General features: G+C 55.5%; 20 protein-coding genes. 7 read left to right on the top strand and 13 right to left on the bottom strand.

The genetic code is table 11. The features are described 5' to 3' along the window. Window positions 1-93 precede the first annotated feature (93 nt). Entirely contained in the window at window positions 94-324 is a 231-nt protein-coding gene (locus ABFI50_RS19790) for a DUF2554 family protein (RefSeq protein ID WP_014883811.1), read from the top strand. On the opposite strand, the gene ABFI50_RS19785 is transcribed toward ABFI50_RS19790, so the two are convergent. Together ABFI50_RS19785 and ABFI50_RS19780 are read right to left on the bottom strand one after the other, a co-directional pair. Further along, a complete protein-coding gene (locus ABFI50_RS19785) occupies window positions 325-2,289 on the bottom strand; it encodes a U32 family peptidase (protein ID WP_180261756.1) in 1,965 nt (654 codons plus the stop codon). Window positions 2,290-2,369: 80 nt separating this feature from the next. After that, window positions 2,370-2,897, bottom strand: a complete 528-nt coding sequence (locus tag ABFI50_RS19780; RefSeq protein WP_014883809.1) for an XRE family transcriptional regulator — start codon at window positions 2,895-2,897, stop codon at window positions 2,370-2,372. A 92-nt stretch (window positions 2,898-2,989) separates the two neighbouring features. Between ABFI50_RS19780 and ABFI50_RS19775 the strand changes: the two genes are divergently transcribed. Next, window positions 2,990-4,246, top strand: a complete 1,257-nt coding sequence (locus ABFI50_RS19775) for a benzoate/H(+) symporter BenE family transporter (RefSeq protein ID WP_059372943.1) — start codon at window positions 2,990-2,992, stop codon at window positions 4,244-4,246. Here ABFI50_RS19775 and ABFI50_RS19770 read toward each other — a convergent pair. Beyond that, window positions 4,136-5,008: a helix-turn-helix domain-containing protein gene (locus ABFI50_RS19770; protein ID WP_059372945.1), complete on the bottom strand. Its 873-nt coding sequence runs from the start codon at window positions 5,006-5,008 to the stop codon at window positions 4,136-4,138. The two genes, ABFI50_RS19775 and ABFI50_RS19770, sit on opposite strands and share 111 nt — an antisense overlap. A 174-nt stretch (window positions 5,009-5,182) precedes the next feature. Between ABFI50_RS19770 and ABFI50_RS19765 the strand changes: the two genes are divergently transcribed. Then, window positions 5,183-6,079 carry an EamA family transporter gene (locus ABFI50_RS19765; RefSeq protein ID WP_023330396.1) on the top strand — a complete coding sequence of 299 codons (897 nt, stop codon included), beginning with the start codon at window positions 5,183-5,185 and terminating at the stop codon, window positions 6,077-6,079. Window positions 6,080-6,112: 33 nt separating this feature from the next. Here the strand turns inward: ABFI50_RS19765 and ABFI50_RS19760 are convergent, their stop codons facing one another. Next, window positions 6,113-6,787 (bottom strand): DUF3313 domain-containing protein, encoded by a 675-nt coding sequence (locus tag ABFI50_RS19760; protein ID WP_318586867.1) that lies wholly within the window; start codon window positions 6,785-6,787, stop codon window positions 6,113-6,115. A gap of 135 nt (window positions 6,788-6,922) precedes the next feature. Then, on the bottom strand, window positions 6,923-8,518 hold the full coding sequence (locus ABFI50_RS19755) for an ABC transporter substrate-binding protein (RefSeq protein ID WP_201405630.1): 1,596 nt from the start codon (window positions 8,516-8,518) through the stop codon (window positions 6,923-6,925). Between the two features lie 111 nt (window positions 8,519-8,629). Here ABFI50_RS19755 and pepT point away from each other — a divergent pair, with 111 nt between their 5' ends. Next, a complete protein-coding gene (gene pepT, locus ABFI50_RS19750; RefSeq protein WP_096218133.1) occupies window positions 8,630-9,859 on the top strand; it encodes a peptidase T in 1,230 nt (409 codons plus the stop codon). On the opposite strand, the gene tehB is transcribed toward pepT, so the two are convergent. Together tehB and tehA are read right to left on the bottom strand one after the other, a co-directional pair. Continuing rightward, complete coding sequence (gene tehB / locus ABFI50_RS19745) at window positions 9,856-10,449, bottom strand: tellurite resistance methyltransferase TehB (RefSeq protein WP_014883802.1); 594 nt, start codon at window positions 10,447-10,449, stop codon at window positions 9,856-9,858. The genes pepT and tehB overlap by 4 nt on opposite strands. Beyond that, window positions 10,449-11,450 carry a dicarboxylate transporter/tellurite-resistance protein TehA gene (gene tehA / locus ABFI50_RS19740; protein ID WP_045282091.1) on the bottom strand — a complete coding sequence of 334 codons (1,002 nt, stop codon included), beginning with the start codon at window positions 11,448-11,450 and terminating at the stop codon, window positions 10,449-10,451. Before tehA ends, tehB begins: the two co-directional genes overlap by 1 nt. Window positions 11,451-11,572: 122 nt before the next feature. On the opposite strand from tehA, the gene ydcK reads away from it, so the two are divergent. Beyond that, window positions 11,573-12,553, top strand: a complete 981-nt coding sequence (gene ydcK / locus ABFI50_RS19735) for a YdcK family protein (protein WP_045134044.1) — start codon at window positions 11,573-11,575, stop codon at window positions 12,551-12,553. Here the strand turns inward: ydcK and rimL are convergent. From rimL to ABFI50_RS19715, 4 genes are all read right to left on the bottom strand, one after another. Next, window positions 12,548-13,087, bottom strand: coding sequence for a 50S ribosomal protein L7/L12-serine acetyltransferase (rimL, locus tag ABFI50_RS19730; protein WP_045134045.1), 540 nt, complete (start codon window positions 13,085-13,087; stop codon window positions 12,548-12,550). The two genes, ydcK and rimL, sit on opposite strands and share 6 nt — an antisense overlap. 57 nt (window positions 13,088-13,144) lie before the next feature. Beyond that, window positions 13,145-14,800 carry a glucan biosynthesis protein gene (locus ABFI50_RS19725; RefSeq protein ID WP_023330390.1) on the bottom strand — a complete coding sequence of 552 codons (1,656 nt, stop codon included), beginning with the start codon at window positions 14,798-14,800 and terminating at the stop codon, window positions 13,145-13,147. Between the two features lie 242 nt (window positions 14,801-15,042). Further along, complete coding sequence (locus ABFI50_RS19720; RefSeq protein WP_023330389.1) at window positions 15,043-15,816, bottom strand: transporter substrate-binding domain-containing protein; 774 nt, start codon at window positions 15,814-15,816, stop codon at window positions 15,043-15,045. A gap of 10 nt (window positions 15,817-15,826) precedes the next feature. Continuing rightward, entirely contained in the window at window positions 15,827-16,996 is a 1,170-nt protein-coding gene (locus ABFI50_RS19715) for a pyridoxal phosphate-dependent aminotransferase (RefSeq protein WP_014883796.1), read from the bottom strand. Window positions 16,997-17,110: 114 nt separating this feature from the next. On the opposite strand from ABFI50_RS19715, the gene ABFI50_RS19710 reads away from it, so the two are divergent. Then, window positions 17,111-17,953 (top strand): LysR family transcriptional regulator, encoded by an 843-nt coding sequence (locus ABFI50_RS19710; protein ID WP_014883795.1) that lies wholly within the window; start codon window positions 17,111-17,113, stop codon window positions 17,951-17,953. Here ABFI50_RS19710 and ABFI50_RS19705 read toward each other — a convergent pair. Together ABFI50_RS19705 and ABFI50_RS19700 are read right to left on the bottom strand one after the other, a co-directional pair. After that, on the bottom strand, window positions 17,940-19,445 hold the full coding sequence (locus ABFI50_RS19705; protein ID WP_047344220.1) for a carboxylesterase/lipase family protein: 1,506 nt from the start codon (window positions 19,443-19,445) through the stop codon (window positions 17,940-17,942). The two genes, ABFI50_RS19710 and ABFI50_RS19705, sit on opposite strands and share 14 nt — an antisense overlap. Window positions 19,446-19,488: 43 nt before the next feature. After that, window positions 19,489-20,832, bottom strand: coding sequence for a VOC family protein (locus tag ABFI50_RS19700; protein ID WP_063434411.1), 1,344 nt, complete (start codon window positions 20,830-20,832; stop codon window positions 19,489-19,491). 528 nt (window positions 20,833-21,360) lie between these two features. On the opposite strand from ABFI50_RS19700, the gene ABFI50_RS19695 reads away from it, so the two are divergent. Then, window positions 21,361-21,546, top strand: a complete 186-nt coding sequence (locus ABFI50_RS19695; RefSeq protein ID WP_004150795.1) for a general stress protein — start codon at window positions 21,361-21,363, stop codon at window positions 21,544-21,546. Window positions 21,547-21,591 lie beyond the last annotated feature (45 nt).

The raw sequence follows: 21,591 nt of genomic DNA, 5'->3' as shown, positions 1-21,591 counted from the left end.
GACATTTTCTTTGCCGTACTTTGAATTATTGAATAATAACACTAAGAAATAATCGCCATGATTATCCCCGCAACGTCACTCAGCGGTGAAACCATGATTAAAAAAGGGTTATCTCTCGTCATGCTTATTTGTGCGCTGTTTTCAGGGCAGCTTATGGCCGGGCACAAAGGGCATGAATATGTATGGGTAAAGAATGTGGGGCATCAGCTGCGGCACGAGGCCGACAGCGATGAATTACGCAGCGCAGCGGAAGAGTCAGCGGAGGGTTTGCGCGAACACCACCTGTGGCAGAAATCGCGCAAACCGGAGACGCACGTAAGGTAGTTAGCTCCCCTTACGTTTTGGCAGGGTTTTCATCAGATCGTCAGGACTGACGGAAGCGACAATGCTGCCCGGCTGCGGCATTTTGAAAATATGGTTTTTCATCTTGCCAATAACATGCATTTCGCAGGGACGGCAGTCAAACTTCAGGGTAAGGACTTCATCACCGTTGACCAGCTGCATGGGCGTCGCTTTCCAGCTCTTAATATTGCCTTTTGCCTGTTTCGGGCACAGATTGAAGGCGAAGCGGAGACAGTGCTTGGTGATCATCACCGGCACGTCACCCTTCTCTTCATGCGCTTCATAGGCCGCGTCGATCAGCTGCACACCGTGGCGATGATAGAATTCACGCGCCTTATGGTTGTAGACGTTCGCCAGGAAAGATAAATGCGTGTCCGGGTATACCGGGGCCGGAACAACTTCCGCTTTACGGCTACCGCGTGGATACTGGGCCAGACGCGCTTCATCCAGCAGCTCTGCCGTTTCACGGCGGAACTGGTTAAGCAGGCTGTTCGGCACAAACAGCGCGTCCGGCAGGTTAACCTCGATAGCGCGCGCGTAGTAAATCGTCTGCCCCAGCTTCGCCACGCCATCCTTCAGGCTGTTAAGCGCTTTTTCCGCGTTGTTTGCCACCTCGAACAGGCCATCCAGCGTATGCGTCACGCTGATACCGTCTTCACAGGTCATGGTCAGAATCAGCTGTTCTTCCCAGCCGCCAAGCTCGATATCCACCGCGATACGACGCTCGCTGGAGGTTTTCAGCAGCGCCTGCTGCCAGTTATGATCGAGGTTACGGTTAAGTGGCGCGTTCGGACGCGCCTTGTAGAGATCGGCAGGCATTTCATTCGGCCATACGCGATAGCGATTTTCACCGGTTTTTTCGACCGTATTAGCCCTGAAACCCACCACTTCACGCTTAATCATCACGTTCAGGCCATCGCCATTCGCCAGCGGCTCCGTCACTTCAACATCAAGATGATCTTTCGCCACCTTCAGCACTTCACCGACCGGTAAACCGATGAACTTCGGTGAGTCGAACGCGCCGATATCGCCTTTACGGGCATTCACGAAATAGTCCGTGCTGCCGCGGTGGAAAGTTTTGTCCGTCGACGGAATAAAGAAATGCTCGGTACGACCTGCCGACGCGCGCGCCAGATCGCCGCGGTCTTCGATGATGGCGTCCAGCATCTGACGGTAGTGCGCGGTGATATTCTTCACGTAGCTCATGTCTTTATAACGCCCTTCAATCTTGAAGGAACGGACGCCCGCATCAATCAGCGCGCCCAGGTTGGCGGTCTGATCGTTATCCTTCATGGAGAGGAGGTGTTTTTCGAACGCCACTACGCGCCCCTGATCGTCTTTCAGGGTATACGGCAGACGGCAGGCCTGCGAACAGTCGCCACGGTTGGCGCTACGGCCCGTCTGGGCGTGGGAAATGTTGCACTGACCGGAATAGGCCACGCACAGCGCGCCGTGGATAAAGAACTCGATCGTCGCGTCTGTCGCCTGGTGGATATCACGGATCTGATTCAGGTTCAGCTCACGGGCCAGAACGATCTGCGAAAAGCCGACGTCGGAGAGGAACTTCGCCTTCTCCACCGTGCGGATATCACACTGGGTACTGGCGTGCAGTTCAATCGGCGGAATATCCAGTTCCAGAACCCCCATGTCCTGAACAATCAGGGCATCGACGCCGGTCTGATAGAGATCGCCGATCAGTCGTTGCGCAGGCTCCAGCTCATCATCATGAAGAATGGTGTTCAGGGTCACGAACACTTTCGCCCCGAAACGGTGGGCGAACGGCACCAGGTCGGCAATATCGCGCAGGCTGTTGCTGGCGTTATGGCGGGCACCAAAGCCAGGGCCGCCAATGTAGACGGCGTCCGCGCCGTGAAGGATCGCTTCGCGGGCAATGGCGGCGTCACGGGCCGGGCTTAAAAGTTCAAGATGATGGGATTGCAGGCGCATACTTCGTCGTTATCCGTTATGGTCAAAATGGCGGCTATTGTAGTCAGAAGTCTACGACAGCGAAACAGTTTTGCGTAGCCTCAGCGGGGATAATGGATCAGAGAGTGAAAATGCACCGGCCGGTCGCTGCTGTTGCGGTAGGCATGCGGTTTATCACCGGCAAAACGGACGCCCGAGTCGGCATAAACCGTCTGCCATTCGCCGTCGATTTTCATCTCCAGTTCTCCGCTAATGACCACCACATGTTCAATCACGCCCGCCTCATGGGGCGTGGATTCGCTCAGGGCACCCGCCGCCAGCGTAATAGAGAAATGATCGAACCTCAGGGTCTCATCCCACGGAAAGAGCGGTTTGACGACCATCGCCTGCTGCTGGGGATCAAACACAGCCTGCCTGTCTGCCTCTGGCGTGATGAACGCGGAAAACGGAACGTTCAGCCCGGTGGCGATTTTCCACAGGGTCGATACCGTCGGGCTGGATTCATTGCGCTCAATTTGGCCGAGCATCGCTTTCGACACGCCGGCCTCGTCCGCCAGCTTTGACAGGCTCCAGCCGCGGGCCTGACGCAGTGTTTTCAGTGTTGCTGCAAGATGTTGTGTGATGTCCATGTTCCCTCCTGGTGCCGATGATTATACCACTTGTACGCTATAACGCACAGTGCTACCGTAATACGGACGTTATAACGCACAACGGAGTTGCCATGCGCCCTTCCTCTCATCTTATTCCAGTCACACTGGCTGGATTTGTCGCCGTCCTGGTGGGTTATGCCAGTTCGGCCGCCATTATCTGGCAAGCCGCCGCCGCGGCAGGTGCCAGCGCGCAGCAAATCGCGGGCTGGATGACCGCGCTGGGGATTGGGATGGGAGTCAGCACGCTGGCGCTCTCCTGGTGGTTTAAAGCGCCGGTACTGACGGCCTGGTCAACCCCCGGAGCCGCCCTGCTCGCCACCAGCCTGCAAGGGGTGACGCTGTCTGAAACCATCGGTGTGTTTATCTTCGCTAACGCGCTTATTTTACTCTGCGGTATAACGGGGCTTTTCGCTCGTCTGATGACGCTGATCCCCCATTCGCTCGCGGCCGCCATGCTGGCAGGCGTGCTTCTGCAGTTTGGCCTGCACGCGTTTGCACATCTTGACGGCCACTTTCTGCTGTGCGGTAGCATGATTGCCGCGTGGCTGCTGGCAAAAGCTCTGGCGCCGCGCTATGCCATCGTGGTTACGCTGCTGGCAGGTGGTCTCGTGGCATGGATAAGTGGTGACGTTGCCACCGATAAAGTCAGCCTCTCCGTTGTGATGCCTGAGTTTATTGCCCCCGACTTTACTTTTACCAGCCTGGTGAGTATCGGTTTGCCCTTCTTCCTGGTGACCATGGCCTCACAGAATGCGCCGGGCTTCGCCACGATGAAAGCCTCCGGCTACTCGCTGGCGGTCTCACCGCTCATCATCATTACCGGTGGCCTGGCGCTGCTGCTTTCCCCCTTTGGCGTCTTCTCCATCTGCATCGCGGCCATTACCGCCGCCATCTGTCAAAGCGCTGATGCCCATCCGGATACGACTAAACGCTGGCTGGCGGCCATTGCAGCCGGTGGGTTTTATCTGCTGGCTGGAGTTTTCGGCGGGTCTATTACCGGGATCATGGCTGCACTGCCGCTGAGCTGGATCCAGACCCTGGCGGGGCTGGCGTTGCTTGGAACCCTCAGCGGGAGTTTATTTCAGGCCCTGAATCATGAAGCCGAACGTGACGCAGCCATCGTCACGTTTCTGATGACCGCGAGCGGCGTCACCCTTCTGGGCATCGGTTCGGCATTCTGGGGGCTGGTGCTGGGCGGGATATGCTATGCCCTGTTTTCACGCGCTCGCCGCGCGCAGCTGGGACGGCGTAATACCCATCACGCTGCGGAAACGGTTACTGAAGTGGCTGGCGGAGTTAAATCCGCAGGCCAGCGCGATGTCCGTTAGTGGCATTGCGCTATGCTGCACCAGGTTTTTTGCTTTTTCCATGCGTCGCTGCATCACGTACTGATGCGGTGCCAGCCCCGTCGACTGGCGGAACATGCGGGCAAAATGGTATTCGCTGAGGGCTGCCTGCGCCGCCAGCTCGGCCAGGGTTAACGGCTGGCCAAGATGCTCTTCTATGAAGGCCAGCACGTTGCGCAGAACGAAAGGCGATAACCCGCCGGTGACGACCGGCAGCTTCCACTGAACGTTGGAGTAGTTTTGCAGCAGATGGGTCATCAGCAACGTGGATGCTGTACTCAGGGTGAGCTGATTGGCCTGCTGCTGCCAGTCGCAGCCAAGTAAAAACTGGCGATACAGCGCGGTGATCTTCGGGTCACTGCCAAAAATGCGTTCGTCCAGCGTCAGCGACAGCGGCCGCTTATCCCAGATTTTTTCGCCCACGTCGCGCAGGTGTTCATCGGTGCAGTAGAGATGGACAAACGACAGGTCATCACGGATATCCCACGTCGATTCACTCTCTTTCGGCATCAGGCAGAAACGGTCCGGTCCCCCGCCGTTCTTCCAGCCGCCCGGCGTTTTTTGATAGCTCTCATAACCGTCGGCCACGTACAGGCTCAGGGTGTGATGATTGCTTTTAACCGTTATCGTATCGTGCTTGTTGTACCACGCCGCCAGTTGAATACCCGAGTTCAGCGAGACCGTCTCCCGCAGGACGGCATTCTGCTGACTAAGCGTTTCAAAGGTATCGTAAGCGTGAGACATAACCGTTAGCGCGTGAGTGATCGAACTGTCAGTCTAAGAATTGTTGTTCCCCGTTGCCAGTCCCCCGGAGAGAAAAAAGCGCAAGATTTTGCAAGTCTGCCGCAAGCCGGTGAAAGCCCACGGCGCATTTCAGCGCCATACTGCGGGCTTTCGTGGTTTGAGAAGAGAAATGATATGAACGCATTATTATACGGACTGGTCGTGGTCATCTGGGGAACCACCTGGATTGCCATTTTCCTGCAGCAAGGTCCCGTGGCGGCCCCGGTGTCGATTTTCTGGCGTTTCGCCGTGGCCAGCGCCACGATGATGGTGGTGTTACTTGCCCTGCGTCGACTGCGTAAGCTGGCGCTACGGGATCACCTTTTTTGCATGCTTCAGGGATGCTGCGTTTTCTGCTTTAACTTCTGGTGCTTTTATACCGCGGCCGCGCACATCAATACCGGGCTGGAATCAGTCATCTTCTCCATGGCGGTGCTCTATAACGCCATTAATAGCTTTATTTTCTTTGGGCAGCGCCCGCCCGCGCGTTTCTGGACGGCGGCGGCATTGGGTCTGGTCGGGATTATTACCCTTTTCTGGGACGATCTGCTTGCCAGCGGCTGGAGCGTATCGCTTCTGACGGGCATTGGCCTTTCTGCGCTTGGAACCTATGGTTTCTCGCTGGGCAACATGATCAGCATGCGCCATCAGCGCAGAGGCCTGGAAACCATGACCACCAACGCCTGGGCGATGCTTTACGGTACGCTGGTGATGGGCTGCATTGCCCTCTTCAGAGGGGACAGCTTTACCCCGGAATGGACGGTGAGCTACATCGGCGCACTGCTCTATCTGGCTCTGTTTGGTTCGGTGATTGCTTTCGGCGCTTACTTCACGCTGGTCGGGCGTATTGGCCCCGGGAAAGCGGCGTACAGCACGCTACTCTTCCCGCTGGTGGCGCTCTCCATCTCAACGGTGTATGAGGGCTACGTCTGGCATCTCAACGGTATCGTCGGTTTACTGCTGATTCTGGGTGGGAATATGGTGATGTTCACTAAACCCGAAACCTGGTTCAGGCGCTTACGAACAGCATAAAAAAACGGCCTGCGCAGAGCAGGCCGTTTTACATTATTTCGTGGTTTTTTTCACATCAAACATGGTGGCATCCGTCGCCATATCATCCACAACCTGCTTCAGCGTCGCAAAGGTCATTGGCGTATTTTCATTGCTCAGCTCTTTACCTTCGCCCTTACGAACAACCTTCATCACCGGTTTGTTGGTGGCTGCATCAATCAGTTCACCTTCAAAGTAGAGATGGGTATCCATGGTGCGATGGCCGGTTGCCATCTGCGTCCCCGCCACCACCAGCGCGACAGGCACCACTTCGTAGAACTGCAGGCCTTCTTTCTGCGAACTCACCCCTGTAATGGCACCCCGGAAAATCAGGCTATGTTTACCTGGTGTCGCCACTATAGGCTTACGAGTACCAATAGCCGTTTTCATTTTGGTATTGGTGTAGTTCAACAGCTCATCAAGGGTTTTCTGCCCAATCTGAGTGGTCGGTTTAGGCGTAGGGTAATAGGTAATCGGCGTCCAGATAATACTGTCGTAATTCGCTTCGTTATAATTAGGATCGACCCAGCGCAGCGTCGGTTTGCCCGTCGCAGATGTCGTCTGTTGCAAGCCGGAGTAATCTTTTAAAAAGCCTGAATATTGTTCGGGGGCGGCGACTTTTGAAGAACAGCCTGCCAGGGCCAATAAACCAGTAAGCACTGCAACTTTAAAAAAAGTTTGAGTACGCATGATAGTTTTCCATGTTATCTGCAAGTATGCATTTGAAGTTATAGCAAAAGTCAGGCGGGTTTGTTGTGACAAAAAATGATGTAAGTAGCACAAATTGCAAAAAGAAGGCCCGGCTTCATACCGGGCAGCGAAAAATTACGGATTGATATCCACCTGCCAGAAGATATGTTTGCCAAACGGATCGATTTCGTAGCCTTTCACCTCCTTGCGCACCGGCTCGAAAATCGTTGAGTGGGCAATCATGACCGCCGGCATCTGGTCATGCATCATCTGCTGGGCCTCTTGATACAGCGCCACACGTTTATCGTGATCGGTTATCGATTTTGCTTCGGCGATGAGGTTATCAAACGGTTTATAGCACCATTTCGCCGAATTGGAGCCGCCATTTGCCGACGTACAGGTAAACAGCGGACCAAAGAAGTTGTCAGGATCGCCCGTTGCGGTCGTCCAGCCCATCAGCGCAGCCTGATGCTCCCCGCCCTTCACCCGCTTGAGGTATTCTCCCCATTCGTAAGTGACAATGTGGGTTTGTACGCCGATTTTCGCCCAGTCAGCCTGAATCATCTCGGCCATACGTTTCGCATTCGGGTTATAGGGCCGCTGCACCGGCATCGCCCACAGGTCAATGCTCACGCCGTTAGCAAGACCCGCCTCTTTCAGCAACGCTTTTGCTTTTTCAGGATCGTATGCGTAATCCTTTAGCTCGCTGTTGGCGCTCCAGACGCCGGGCGGCAACAGATTTTTCGCGACGGTTCCGGTGCCGTGGAACACCGCGTCGATAATGGCGGGCTTATTGATGGCCATCGCCAGCGCCCGGCGGACGTTCACATTATCCAGCGGCGGTTTTCGCGTATTAAATGCCAGGAAACCGGTATTCAACCCGGCTTTGCTCATCAGGTTAATATTTTTATTGGCTTTCATGCGCTGCAGGTCCGCCGGGTTCGGGAACGGCATTACCTGACACTCGTTCTTTTCAATTTTGGCAAAACGTACGGAGGCATCCGGCGTGATGGTAAACACCAGCCGGTCCAGCTTTGATTTGCCCTGCCAGTAGTCGGCAAACGCCGTGAACAGGATGCGGGAATCTTTTTGATACTGCGCCAGCTTAAACGGCCCGGTGCCGATCGGCTCCATATCCACCTTCTCCGGCGTGCCTGCTTTCAGCATCGCATCGGCATACTCGGCAGAGAGAATCGAGGCAAAATACCAGGCCAGATCGGCGACAAACGGCGCTTCCGGGTGTGCCAGGGTAAAGCGCACGGTGTGGTCATCGACTTTATCAATGGCGGTTATCAGGCTGCCAAACTCCAGGCTTTCAAAGTTGGAGTAGCTGCCGTTAGAGACGTTGTGATAAGGATGATTGACGTCTTTCTGGCGCATAAACGAGAAGATCACGTCATCGGCGTTAAAGTCCCGGGTCGGCGTGAAGGATTTATTGCTCTGAAATTTCACGCCCTGGCGCAGATGGAAGGTGTAAACCTTACCGTCATCGCTCACCTCCCAGCGCTCTGCCAGGCTCGGCACCAGTTCTGTGGTGCCGGGTTTGAAATCGACCAGCCGGTTATAGACCGGTACGGCGCTGGCATCCACGCTGGTGCCTGAGGTATATAACTGAGGATTAAAGTTTTCCGGTGACCCTTCGGAGCAATACACCAGCGTTTTCGCGGCAACGGAGGAACTGACCGTAAGCGCAGCAAGTGCCAGCATTAATGTTGTGCGTTTGCTTGTCATCATTTATTCCTGTCTTTTTAATTCGACGGCTAATTAATTCTTTTGCCATTTCATAAATAACATTAAAGTGATGTGGCAAACACCCGAAAAATAAATAAGGAAGAAAACACTATGGGCACGCCGCTTTCCAGACAATTAACACATCGCTTTTTCCGCTATCTCGCCATTACCAGTCAGAGCGATCCCAGCGTCAAAACCTTACCCTCAACACCGGGGCAGCACGAGATGGCAAGAGAGCTTGCGCAGGAGCTGGCACAGCTGGGTTTAGACGACATTGTGATCGACGAATTCGCCACGGTAACGGCGGTTAAAAAAGGTAATGTACCCGGCGCACCGCGCATTGGATTTATTACTCACATTGATACCGTGGACGTGGGATTATCGCCGGATATTCATCCACAAATATTAACTTTTACCGGTGAAGATCTCTGTCTGAATAAAGAGAAAGGGATCTGGCTACGGGTAAGTGAGCATCCGGAAATTCTGTCTTACCCGAATGAAGAGATTATTTTCAGCGACGGTACCAGCGTATTAGGCGCAGATAATAAAGCAGCGGTGACCGTGGTCATGACCGTGCTGGAAAACCTGACCTCTGAGCATAAACATGGCGACATTGTGGTCGCGTTTGTACCCGACGAAGAGACTGGCCTTAAGGGGGCAAAAGCGTTAGATCTGAAACGCTTCGACGTCGACTTTGCCTGGACCATCGACTGCTGCGAGTTGGGGGAGATTGTCTATGAGAATTTTAATGCGGCAGCCGCTGAGATCCGCTTTACTGGCGTAACGGCGCACCCGATGTCTGCTAAAGGGGTGCTGGTAAACCCGTTATTAATGGCGACCGACTTTATCAACCAGTTTGACCGCCAGCAAACGCCAGAGTGCACGGAGGGCCGTGAAGGCTACATCTGGTTTAACGGCATTCAGGCCGGGCAGAACGAGGCCGTTCTGAAGGCCAATATTCGGGACTTTGACAAGGACAACTTTGCTTCCCGCAAGCAGCAGATTGCTGATGTCGCCGCCCGGATCGCCGCCCGGTATCCGACGGCAAAAGTGGACTATCGCATTGAAGATACTTACAGCAATATCAGCAATGCGATTGGCGAAGACAGGCGTGCCATCGATCTGATGTTTGCGGCGATGGAATCACTGGGTATCACCCCAAAACCGACGCCGATGCGCGGCGGTACAGACGGCGCAGCGCTCTCGGCAAAAGGGTTGCTCACCCCGAACTTCTTCACCGGCGCGCATAACTTCCATTCGAAGTTTGAATTCTTGCCGCTGTCGTCGTTCGAGGCGTCTTACCACACTGCCCTGCAACTCTGCCTGCTGGCCGCGCGTTAAGCAGGCTTGCGCGCCAGCATCGTAGCAAAGCGCAGCTTGATGCGGTTGCCGTGTTCATCGGTGCGGTGCAGTTCGCCAACCTCTTCGTTGTATTTGAGCAACTCCCAGCCTTCATAGTAGTTGCTCAGTTCACCGCTTTTAAACGCAAACGGGAAGCCGACGGTGCACGGATAATCCGCCGTGTCCATCGCGGCAACGATCAGGTTATAACCGCCAGGTTTGGTGCAACGCTGCATATTGGCGATAAGACCCGGAATGGTTTTTGCCTCCAGGAACATCAGCACCACGGTGGACAGAATAAAGTCATACTCGCCGTCAATGCTCAGGTTGTTGAGATCCTTGATGGCCGAGTGAAGATTCTCAATGCCTTCTGCCGCTTTGATGCGCTCGATATTATCGATGCTCATCGGATTTTTATCCCAGGCAGTGACCTCGTACCCGTTGGCCGCCAGATAAAGGCTGTTACGGCCATTGCCACAGCCCAGATCCAGGGTTTTACCCGGTTTCACGATCCCCGCGCTGTACACCACCTCTGAGTGTGTACGGGTTAAACCATATTTCTCTGTGAAGTAATTTTCATCGACGGACATTATTTTTCCTCAGATTGCATAAGCAGTGCTTTTTCAGTGCGCAGCAGAAGTTTGCCCTGAAGCAGCAGAATAAAAGTACGGACCAACAGGATCCCAATGATGACGTTGGTGAAGATAAAAAGCGGTACGGCAATCACGTGGAAAAAGCCCGACGGGCTGCTGTGCCCCAGATGCAGCCCGGTGGTTGCCAGTGCGGATATACCAAAGGAGAAACTCCAGAAAGAGGCATTAAACGGCTGGGATACGTACCAGGGCAACAGACGCAGCATAAACAGCAGTTGCAACAGGCCATAACCGAACAACATTTTGGCAAAGGTGTCGGCTTCACCGCCGTTAACGCTAAACCAGGCGCTACAGGCCACCAGCGCGGGCGCAAGCTGAATCCCCAAAGAGGTGCGCTGCGCGGTCGGCAGTTCTCCGGCACTGCGAAGGCGCTGAAGAATAACCGGCTCCAGGCTGAGCCAGGAGAAGACACCCGCCCCCAGGAACACTAAACCGGCGTCGTTAAACCCCAGGGCGCCGCACGCCATGGCGCTAATAAAATTATTCGCCACGGTTGGCAGATATAAACCCGGCGTCGTGGCTTCTTGCGGATGGTTGCCGCGCCAGAGTCCCGCGCTTTGCCAGGCGGAATAAGACAGCTGTGTCACCACCCCCACGCCAAAAAGCACGACTGAAATCGGGCGGCACCAGGGCACAAAACCGATGGCGACCAGCATCGTCGTCGCCGGAAAAAGACTGACAAAGCTACTCATCACCGGATGCCTCATCTCTGCCAGCACGCTGCGCGGGAAACGGATCGCGCGGATGATAAAGGCCACCGTCAGCAAAAACCAGCACGTAACGGCAAGGGCCACCAGCGCATCACCCGGCCACCGTGTCACCGGCCAGAGCGTGCTGGCGTATCGCCAGGCGAAACCCATGCCAATGATGCCAAGCACCATGCCAAAATACCCAGCGGGCAAGTTAAGCACTTTCTGTGGGGGATTGAGTTTATCCATTAATTTTAATTTTTAAAATGCATTTTAAATGCCATTTTAAGGGGTTTCCGCAACGGATGCCAGCACAACGAAAAACCAAAAGTTTGCTACGTTTAGTGAAGACGCTTATCAGGGATCACACGATGAAAAAGTATCGGCTCAGCGATGAAACCCGCCTCTGGCAATGGAAAAACGGCGAAACAACCCACACAACAACCTTACGGCAGATCATCGCCACGGCAGATTTTAACGATGTCACGGCCGGTACGAAAGGTGGCTGGATTGATGACGCGCGCGCCCTGTCACAGAATGGGGATTGCTGGATCTATGACGAGAACAGCGTGGTGTTCGCCGGTGCTACCGTGTCGGATCACGCGCGCCTGACCCTGCCCTGTACCGTCAGCCATGACGCCCGCATCAGCGGTCACTGCTGGCTGGACAGCGCCGAAGTCAGTCACGGCGCGCGGATAAGTGACAACGTCACCATTCAGCACTCCTGCGTGCGGGGCGAGTGCCACATCTTCGGCGACGCGCGCATCCTGCATAACAGCGTCATCATCGCCGCCAAAGGACTGACGCCGGACCACGACCAGATCCTGCAAATCTATGACAAAGCGACGGTAAGCCGGTCGCGCGTTGTGCATCAGGCACAGATCTACGGCGAAGCGATGGTGAACAATGCGTTTATTGAACACCGCGCTGAGGTATTCGACAGTGCGATCCTCGAAGGGAACGATCTCAATAACGTCTGGGTGTGCGACTGCGCAAAGGTATATGGTCACGCCCGTCTGATTGCCGGTTTCGACGACGACGCCATCCCCACCGTGCGCTACAGTTCGCAGGTGGCGGAAAATGCCGTCGTGGAAGGCAACTGCGTCATTAAGCACCACGTCCTGATCGGCGGTCAGGCATGGCTGCGCGGGGGGCCGATCATGCTTGACGATAAAGTGGTGATTCAGGGACGCGCCCGGATCAGCGGCGATGTGTTGATCGAGCATCGGGTTGAAATCACCGACGATGCAGTCATTGAAGCCTTTTCGGGTGAGAGCATTCACCTGCGTGGCGAAAAGGTGATTAACGGCGACCAGCGCATCACCCGCACACCGCTGCTGGGGGCGCTATAGGGTAAAAATCTTCCCGTAGATGTTCACATCGTCAAAGCGGCCATTCAGGTATTCCGCTTCCCGCAGGCACCCTTCCAGCGTAAAACCGTTGCGCCGGGCAACGTTGTTGCTGCTCTGATTCGCCACCCGGCACTTAATCACAAAACGGCGGATCTCGCCGCGCTCAGCGTAATAGCGCATAAACGCCTGCAATGACTGAGAGAGGATCCCCTTCCCCTGATGCGCCTCGTCCAGCCAGTAACCGATATAACCCGCTTTGTTGGCAGGCTCTATCGAATTAAACGACAGCACGCCGACCAGCGCATCATCCCGGAAGATCAAAAACATTTTGGCGTAGCCGCGCTGGTGCAGCATCTGGTTACTTAGCACATTGCGGCGGGTATCCTCTTCCGCGCCCACGTGCTGCGCCCAGTCAAAGGCGGTTTGCAGCCAGGTTTTGTTTTTGACGACGAGGTGATGGAGATCGGCGGTATAGCGCTCTTCGACGGCGCGAAGCTCGATATTCTGGGTAACGGGGATAATTTCTGCAGACATGGTGCCCCTCAATTGCCGGGTGGCGGCTGCGCCTTACCCGGCACAATCCCACAAGGATTAACGCATTATCCGGTCATCAACGTAGTGACGTTTATCCGGCGCTGGCGGGAAATACTGATACAGCCAGGTTTCACTGATGGCATCCCCCTGACAGCGCAGGAACAGGCGCATATCTACCGGCTCGGTCGAATCCGAGGTTGGGTACCAGTCAAACAGAATGCGATAACCGTCAAACGGTTCTACGTACAGGATCTCAACCTGCTTCGCCTCACCGCTGGAGAGAGTAATCACCGGCTCGATGCCTTTTGGCGCAGCGGCCTTCAGGTCGCCACCGACAAAGTCGATAGCAAAGCGGCGCGCCCACACTTTCGGGTAATTTTCACCCGGCGCCCAGCCTTCCGGGAAACCGCCCATGCCGGTGCGGGTGGCGAAAACATTAGCCAGCGGGGAACGCACCGGCGGCATTGCGCTCCAGTACAGGCGATATTTAAAGTCCAGCTCGTCGCCCGCTTTCACCGTTTTCTCCGGCTGCCAGAAGCAGACCACGTTATCCAGCGTTTCACCGGTGGTCGGGATCTCCATCAGACCAACCGAGCCTTTACCCCAGTCGTTGCGCGGTTCTACCCACAGGCTTGGACGCTTGTTATACCAGCCCATCACGTCCTGATAGTGCGAGAAATCACGATCCAGCTGCAGCAGACCAAACCCTTTTGGGTTTTTGTCCATATAGGCGTTGAACTGCAGCTTCTGCGGATTGTTCAGCGGACGGCAGATCCACTCTCCGTTGCCGCGCCACATCGCCAGGCGGTCTGAGTCATGGATTTGCGGGTGGATGGTGTCGCACATGCGTCGTTCGTTATTGCCGCAGCTGAACATACTGGTCATCGGCGCGATGCCGAGCTGTTTAATGTCTTTACGCGCATAGAGGTGGTTTTCCACCTCCATGATCACCTGGCTCTTCTCGCAGTGGATCACGAACTTATAGGCACCGGTAATGCTCGGGCTGTCCAGCAGCGTATAGACGGTAAACGTGGTGTCACCTGGCTTAACGGTTTCAAACCAGAAGGAGGTGAAGTCCGGGAACTCTTCCGGCGTGTCAGTAAAGGTGTCTACCGCCAGACCGCGCGCGGAAAGGCCGTACTGGTAGGTATCGTCAACCGCACGGAAATAGCTTGCGCCGAGGAAAGAGACGATATCGCGACGCGCCAGTTCCGGCGCCTTAAAGGCGCGGAAGCCTGCAAAGCCAAGATCGCTTTGCCCTTCCAGCTGTTTGGTATCCACACCGGTTTCACCGTAGCTGAACAACTCCGGTCGGAAGTGGATCTCACGCGCCATAGAGGTCGACTGGTCCAGCGAGAACATCCGCACGCGGCGGCGGAACCCCATTCCCATATGGAAGAACTGCACGTCCAGCTGACGCCCTTCAATGTTGTTCCACAGAGACTGCTTCTCATCGTAACGGATGGCGTTGTACGCCTGCGGCGTCATGGTCGCCAGCGTGTCCGGCAGCGGACGTGGCGCACCACCCCACGGGGTTTTCGCCAGGTCATGCGCCATGGATTGCAGTACGGAGAAGTCAAAACGACGGCTCTGACCGTCAGCGATGTCAGAGTCAGCAGCGTATGCCGCTTTGGAAAACAGGGAAGCAAGGCCAGAGGTGCCGCTCAGGGCTGCCACTGCCAGCGAGCCTTTTAGAAAACGTCTGCGATTCATGCCTGGAAAAACGTCCTTATGGTCGTGTGAATGTGTTTCGCGCTCGGCGAAATGACGGCAAGAAAGAACGCACAGCCTAAACAAAAATGGTTAAGAATCCAATTGTTGCCCGGTGATTATATGAACAAAGTGAGAAATATTTTCTGTCGACCAGAACGGCCCGAAAGTGGTGTAAAGAAAGCCTGGAAAATGTGTAGAAAAATGCCCCGACGCGACATCGATCGCCGGGGCTAATGAGGCGGTTATTTTACGCTGACATCGATACCCGGAAAGTACTTATCAGCGAGTTTAGCGATCGTGCCGTCGGCACGCACTTTATCAATCGCGGCATCAAGCTGCTTTTTGGTGGCCTCGTCACCTTTACGCAACCCAAAACCGATCCCACTCCCGAGGATAGTGTCGTCAGACACCGGTTTGCCGATGAAGCCAAACCCTTTCCCCTGCGGCTTGCTGAGGAAACCTGCCTGCCCGGCCGCGGACATCACCAGCGAGGCGTCGATACGGCCATTAAGCAGGTCGCCCCAGGCCATATTCTGATCTTTATAAGACACCACGGTGACACCCTGCTTTTCCCAGTGCTCTTTCGCATAGGTTTCCTGAATTGAGCCCTGCAGCACGCCAATGGTTTTCCCCTTCAGCCCTTCTGGGGTCGCTTCTACCGCCGTACCGGCCTTGCCGACCAGCTGCGACGGAATGCGGTAAATCGGCTGGGTAAAATCAATGCTCTTGCGGCGCTGCTCGGTGATATTCATCGCCGAATTAATGGCGTCGAATTTCTTCGCCACCAGGCCCGGGATCAGCGCGTCAAACGAGGTTTCCACCCAGCTGCACTTCAGCGCTGCCGCTTTGCAAATGGCATTCCCCAGCTCAACGTCAAACCCTTCCAGTTCGCCTGAGGCATTACGGCTTTCAAACGGCGGATATTCCGCTTCCAGACCATAACGCAGCTCGGTCGCCGCGAAGGACGAAAAGGTACACAGCAATCCCATGCCGACGACTAACGCGCGTAATTTCATCTTATACTCCTCAGCGTGATTTAACCCGACACAGGGCCTGGGCACCTGCCCGTAACGTCGCCTCATCTTTCGCAAAAGAGAGACGAATCAATTTATTATCCGTACCGTCCGCATAAAACGCCGACAGCGGAATGGTGGCAACGCCGTACTCCACGATCAGCCGTTTCACCAGCTCGCTGTCGCGCTCATCGCTGAACGCGCTGTAATCCGCCAGCATGAAAAACGACCCGGCGCTCGGTAGCAGGGTAAACGGCGAATCGGCCAGCAGACCGTGCAGCAGATCGCGCTTACGCTGGTAAAACGCCGACAGCGAGAGCCAGGTTTGCGGATCGACCATATGCTCCGCAAAGGCGTGCTGCATTGGCGTATCGGCAGAGAACATTAAAAATTGATGGACTTTACAAATCTCATCCATCAGTACCGCCGGGGCGACACAATACCCTACGCGCCAGCCGGTGACGTGATAGGTTTTTCCGAAAGATGAAATAATCACGCTGCGCTCCGCCAGCTGCGGGTGCGTGGCCATTCCATGATGCGGTTCACCGTCAAAAACCACGTGTTCGTACACTTCGTCAGACAAAATAATGATGTCGGTCTGGCGCGTCAGCGCCGCCAGCTGTTGCAGGTCATTGGCACAGAAGACCTGACCGCTCGGGTTGTGCGGCGTGTTAATGATGATCATGCGCGTGCGCGGGGTGATCGCGGCACGCACCTCATCCCAGTTGACGGCAAAATCCGGCACCGTGAGTTTGATAGCAATCGGGGTAGCCCCCTGCAGACGGACAATCGGCGCGTAGCTGTCAAAGGACGGTTCAAAGTAGATCACCTCATCACCGGGGTGCACGAGACCGCTTATCGCTGAATAGAGCCCTTCGCTGGCGCTGGCGGTCACCAGCACCTCGCTGGCAGGGTCATACTGCGTGCCGTAGAGCGTGGCAATTTTATCGGCAATGCGTTCTTTCAGCGGCTGCAGGCCGGTCATCGCCGCGTACTGGTTATGCCCTGACGCCATCGCTCGGGTGACGCCTGCAATCAGTTTCGGGTCACAGGAAAAATTCGGTGCGCCCTGAGAAAGGTTAATGGCGTTATGCTGTGCCGAAAGCTGGCCGATAACGGTAAAAATGGTGGTCCCCACATCTGGCAGTTTGGAGCGCGTTTGTACCGGCGTTCGTAAAGTCATCCTCTTTCCCTTCTCATGGACATTGCATAACTATTCAAACAACAAGTGCGTTGCCGGGACAATCGAATTGTTGTCATAATAGCCATGAGAAAAATGCATAGCTGAGGTGTTTCAATGTCTCGCCGTTCGCTCCCCCTTAACGCCATCGACGCATTTTTAGTCACCGCGCGTCATCTGAATCTTACCCATGCCGCCGCAGAGCTGTGTCTGACCCAGGGGGCCGTGAGCCGTAAGATCGCCTCCCTTGAGGCGTGGTTTGGCTTTCCGCTGTTTGAGCGCCACGCCCGCGGGCTGCGCCTATCACCGCAGGGCAGCGCCCTGCTTCCGGAGCTGCAATCCACTTTCGAACAGCTGCTGACCGTGGCCGACCAGGCCCGTAGCCAGCATACCGTGATCCGGCTTAAGGCCCCCACCTGCGCCATGCGCTGGCTGGTACCGCGCTTGCTGGAGGTGGAGCACGCGCATCCGGATCTGCAGATCGCGCTGACGACCACCACCGATCATAACGTCAATTTTAAAACCGAATCTTACGACGCGGCCATTGTGTTTGGCACGCATATGAGCGCAGGCGATCTGCTGTTCGAAGAGGCGCTCACGCCGGTCATCAGCCCGGTGCGGGCAGGTACAACGCTGGGTTCACTGACGTTCCTTCACCCAACGCGGGATAAGACCGACTGGTCACTGTGGCTGGCGAAGCAGGAAGGTCCCGGGTTTGTTATGCACAAAAATCAACACTTCGATACGATGGATCTCGCCATTACCGCCGCCATTCAGGGGCTGGGCGTCGCCATTGCCGACGAAACGCTGGTGGCAGAAGATGTGGGTGCCGGAAGGCTGATGCGGCCCTATGAGACAAGCGTAAAAACCGGGGCGAGCTACCGGCTGGTGCTGCGCGAAACGCCTGACGAAGAAAATGGTCTGGCGGCGTTTCGCGCCTGTTTACTTAATCGAGGCTGACGTGGTGCTTCATCACCCGTTTAAAGAGGCTCATGCGCGCGCGCATAAAGCGGTTTTCAAGCCGGAAACCTGCATGTTTATTCACACCGATACGTAGCAGCACGTCCCGCCCTTTACGGCACGCGGGCCAGTGCGTCGGCCCCGACAGGCTATCATGCGTTCCGGCATCGCGCGCAAAGCTTACCCAGTAATCGGCTACCCTGGCAGCAAACTGTAAATCCCGTTCGTTGACATACTGACGTGAAGGCTCCACCTGGCCGAGGGTATCGAACACGTAGGGCACTTCATTGCCATGCCACGCGCCGTTGATATAGGTGGCATGCTCCGCTTCAGCGACATAGTCAAACCAGTAACGCCAGCAAAGCCCGCCGACACGCTGCTGCGCCTGCATCACGACATAGCCCATGGTGGTAAACGCCATATCGCGACACACCTGTCTGCCCAGCTCTTCGTCGCCTTTCACACCCGGATAAAGCAGCTTGATGAGCCCCAGCCCAAAACGACGCTCCCGGCGAAGCTTCTGGATTTGCCCGGCGAGATCGATGCCAAACACCGCCATGACGCTGGCTTCATCGCTGTTAGAACCTATCATCACCGGCACAGGGTGCTGGCGGGCAGCGAAAAAGACATCCAGCATGGCCTCCGGCAGGACGCAATCCCCGACGATCGGCGCCGGGGCGATGTTGAGTGGCGCGGTCAGCGGCCAGAATGACTCAGGCGGGATCGCGCGCAGCTGCTCTGCCGTCGCGTTTTCCAGCCCAAAATGGGCGGCCAGTGCTTCCCCTTTTTGCAGCGCCTGCTGGCGCGGCGTGTCGGGCAAGGTATATCCACTCTGGACTATCGCCTTGTGGAACAGCCCTTCCGCCAGCGGCGAGGCCAGCAACGACAGCACGCTGCGGGCGCCAGCGGACTCACCAAACAGGGTCACGTTATGCGGGTCGCCCCCAAACGCGGTGATATTCTCCCGCACCCATTCAAGCGCGGCAATCTGATCAAGCAGAGCAAAATTATGCACTACCCGCTCTTCTTCCCCCTCCAGCGCGGGATGGGCGAAAAAGCCGAGATGGCCGAGACGGTAGTTAATCGTGACCACAACCACGCCGCGCGCGGCCAGGGATTTGCCGTGATACGGTGGCAGACCACCGGCACCAATCGTAAACCCGCCCCCGTGCAGCCAGACCATCACCGGAAGCGATCCCGGGCGGTCGACGGGGGACCAGACATTCAGATAGAGACAGTCTTCAGAGAACTGGCCGGGATCGCCCCCGCCCAGCTCCTGACAATATTCACTGCTTTGCCAGCTTGAGGCCGAAAAGGCAGTGGCATCGCGAACGCCATCCCAGCGTTCTGGTGGGCGCGGTGAGCGCCAGCGCCAGTCACCCACTGGCGGTGCAGCATAGGGAATACCGCACCAGCGGTGGACATTTTCATCGGTTAAACCAGTCAGTGCGCCCTGGCGCGTTTCAACCACAGGGGCGGAAGGATTTTGCATAACGACCTTATTTTTTCCATCACACCCCTGCAGAGTAACGGTTTCAGAGCAAACCGCAACGCTGTTTGCTGCGCGTTTCAGCCTCCTCATAGAGGGTGAATTCGTCATACACCGGGCAGCCGAGCGCGGCTTCAAACGCGTCGCGGCTGGCATTACCGTGACTGCGCGCCTGAGTTTCATTCCCGAGATTGGACTGGAAAATCCCGGCGGCGCTGACCGGAAGAAAATCTTCGTAGGTAATCGGCTGGGCAACGACCCACCCGCGCTCAATCAGCGGCTGCGGATCGTCGCCGGGACGGAACGCATGACGATGGGCTTCCCCGGCGGGCGTCAGACGGTAGCGGAAATAAGCCAGTTCCTGGCGGCGCATTAACAGCTCGCTGTCCGGGAAGGCGCTGAAAATCTCACGCAAATGAAGCTGGTGCGTCAGGTTATCTTTGCCGGTACCGGCCTTAGCCAGCAGGCTATCGTACAGTTCACGGCCTTTCGGCGTCAGCGCCACGCCGCGCTGTTCTATTTCACCGAAGCGGGCGGTGTGGGTGCCCTTATGTTCACCGGCAAACAGCACCGGCTCTTCAAGCGCCTTGAAGCTGGTTTGACGCAATAACACGGGCACGTCACGACGCGGCGGCCCTTCGATCAGAATTTTGGGCTCAATACCATACTTCGGCATCAACTCCTGCACCCGGTCAATATCCAGCGTGCGCGGCGTGAGGTGGTTAATATGGCACCCCGGGAAGCAGACCACATCGGCGATCAGCCGGTGCTCGTTATGCAGCGCGAGATAGGTCTCCTGATCGACCGTCGCATGGCGGTGCCAGCGGAAGGTTTCCAGCGCTTCCTGAACAAACTCCTGCGCCTGCTCGACGGTAAACTGCCCTTCCGATTCATACAGATCGAGAAGCGCCAGACAGCGCGGGGTGAAGATGTTTCGGTGAGACAGAATTTCCGCCGCACGTTCGCGCAGCGCGACGTTTTCAATCAGCTCAAGGCGCAGCAGCGAAGTAAAGATGCGGAACGGATTACGGCACAGCGCCGCATCATCAATCGGCCGAAATGCCGTTGAGTGGACCGGCACCCCCGCCTGAGAGAGATCGTAATAGCTGACCGGATACATGCCCATGATGGCAAACATACGACGCAGGGTGGAAAGTTCTTGCGCACTGCCGACGCGGATCGCGCCGTGGCGCTCCACGTTCAGACGGGCAAGCTCATCGGCGTTCGCCAGTTGTTCATGTAATAGTGGGTTATTTTCCAGAACCGCCAGGTTTACGTCCGCGACCAGTTCGAGCAACGTGCCGTACTGCGGAACTTCCTGCTGGTACATCGCCGACATAGCCTGCGAAAAGTGTTCCCGAATGTCATCAGCCGTGATGGTGTTCGCCATGATGTCATGCCTCCAGTGAATATTACCTGGAGTGTAGAGAAACCCGTTCCTTCCGGGGGGAAAGATTTCTGATTTGTGATCTTAAGACGACAGTGGTCAAACCGTGTGCGACTGGCCTCTGAACAAGCCTTAACGAAACCGCCCTTTCGCGCCTGTCGCTTTTTATCCAGGATTTTCCTTATAATTATTTATGGTTTCGCTTTCTAGCTATAAAGGAGTATTTTTTATTTTCCCCTGACTGCAAATTAACCAATTTGAGGGCGTCATTATTTTTATCCTCAGCTTTCAAATTCTTAGCTCAAAGCTAGGAATAATCTGAACAGTTGTTTACAAGTCCTTCCTGTCTATCCATATTTCCAACGCAAGCGAAGCGCAAATTTACAAATATTTAAAAATAACGCAACCGCAAATAGCAAAGCGCATTTGACGAATAGCGCACAGCGACTAGAGTTATTACTCGAACGACGAGTGATACGGAATATATTCGTACCGTACTGACATAACCAATATATGACTATGAGGTTTAATATGGCAGAGCATCGTGGTGGTTCCGGTAATTTCGCTGAAGACCGTGAAAAAGCATCAGAAGCTGGTCGTAAAGGTGGTCAGCACAGCGGTGGTAATTTTAAAAACGATCCGCAACGCGCATCTGAAGCGGGTAAGAAAGGGGGACAGAACAGTCACGGCGGAGGCCGTAAATCTGATAACTCCTGATCTTATTTAGTACTCTTTTAATAAAACCAGAGAGCATGCTGCGGG

The organism is Enterobacter sp. HNDS-6, from assembly GCF_039850505.1.
Taxonomy (GTDB): Bacteria; Pseudomonadota; Gammaproteobacteria; order Enterobacterales; family Enterobacteriaceae; genus Enterobacter; species Enterobacter kobei.
The sequence above is the reverse complement of the archived record's forward strand: the minus strand, read 5'-3'. Positions and strand labels throughout refer to the sequence as shown.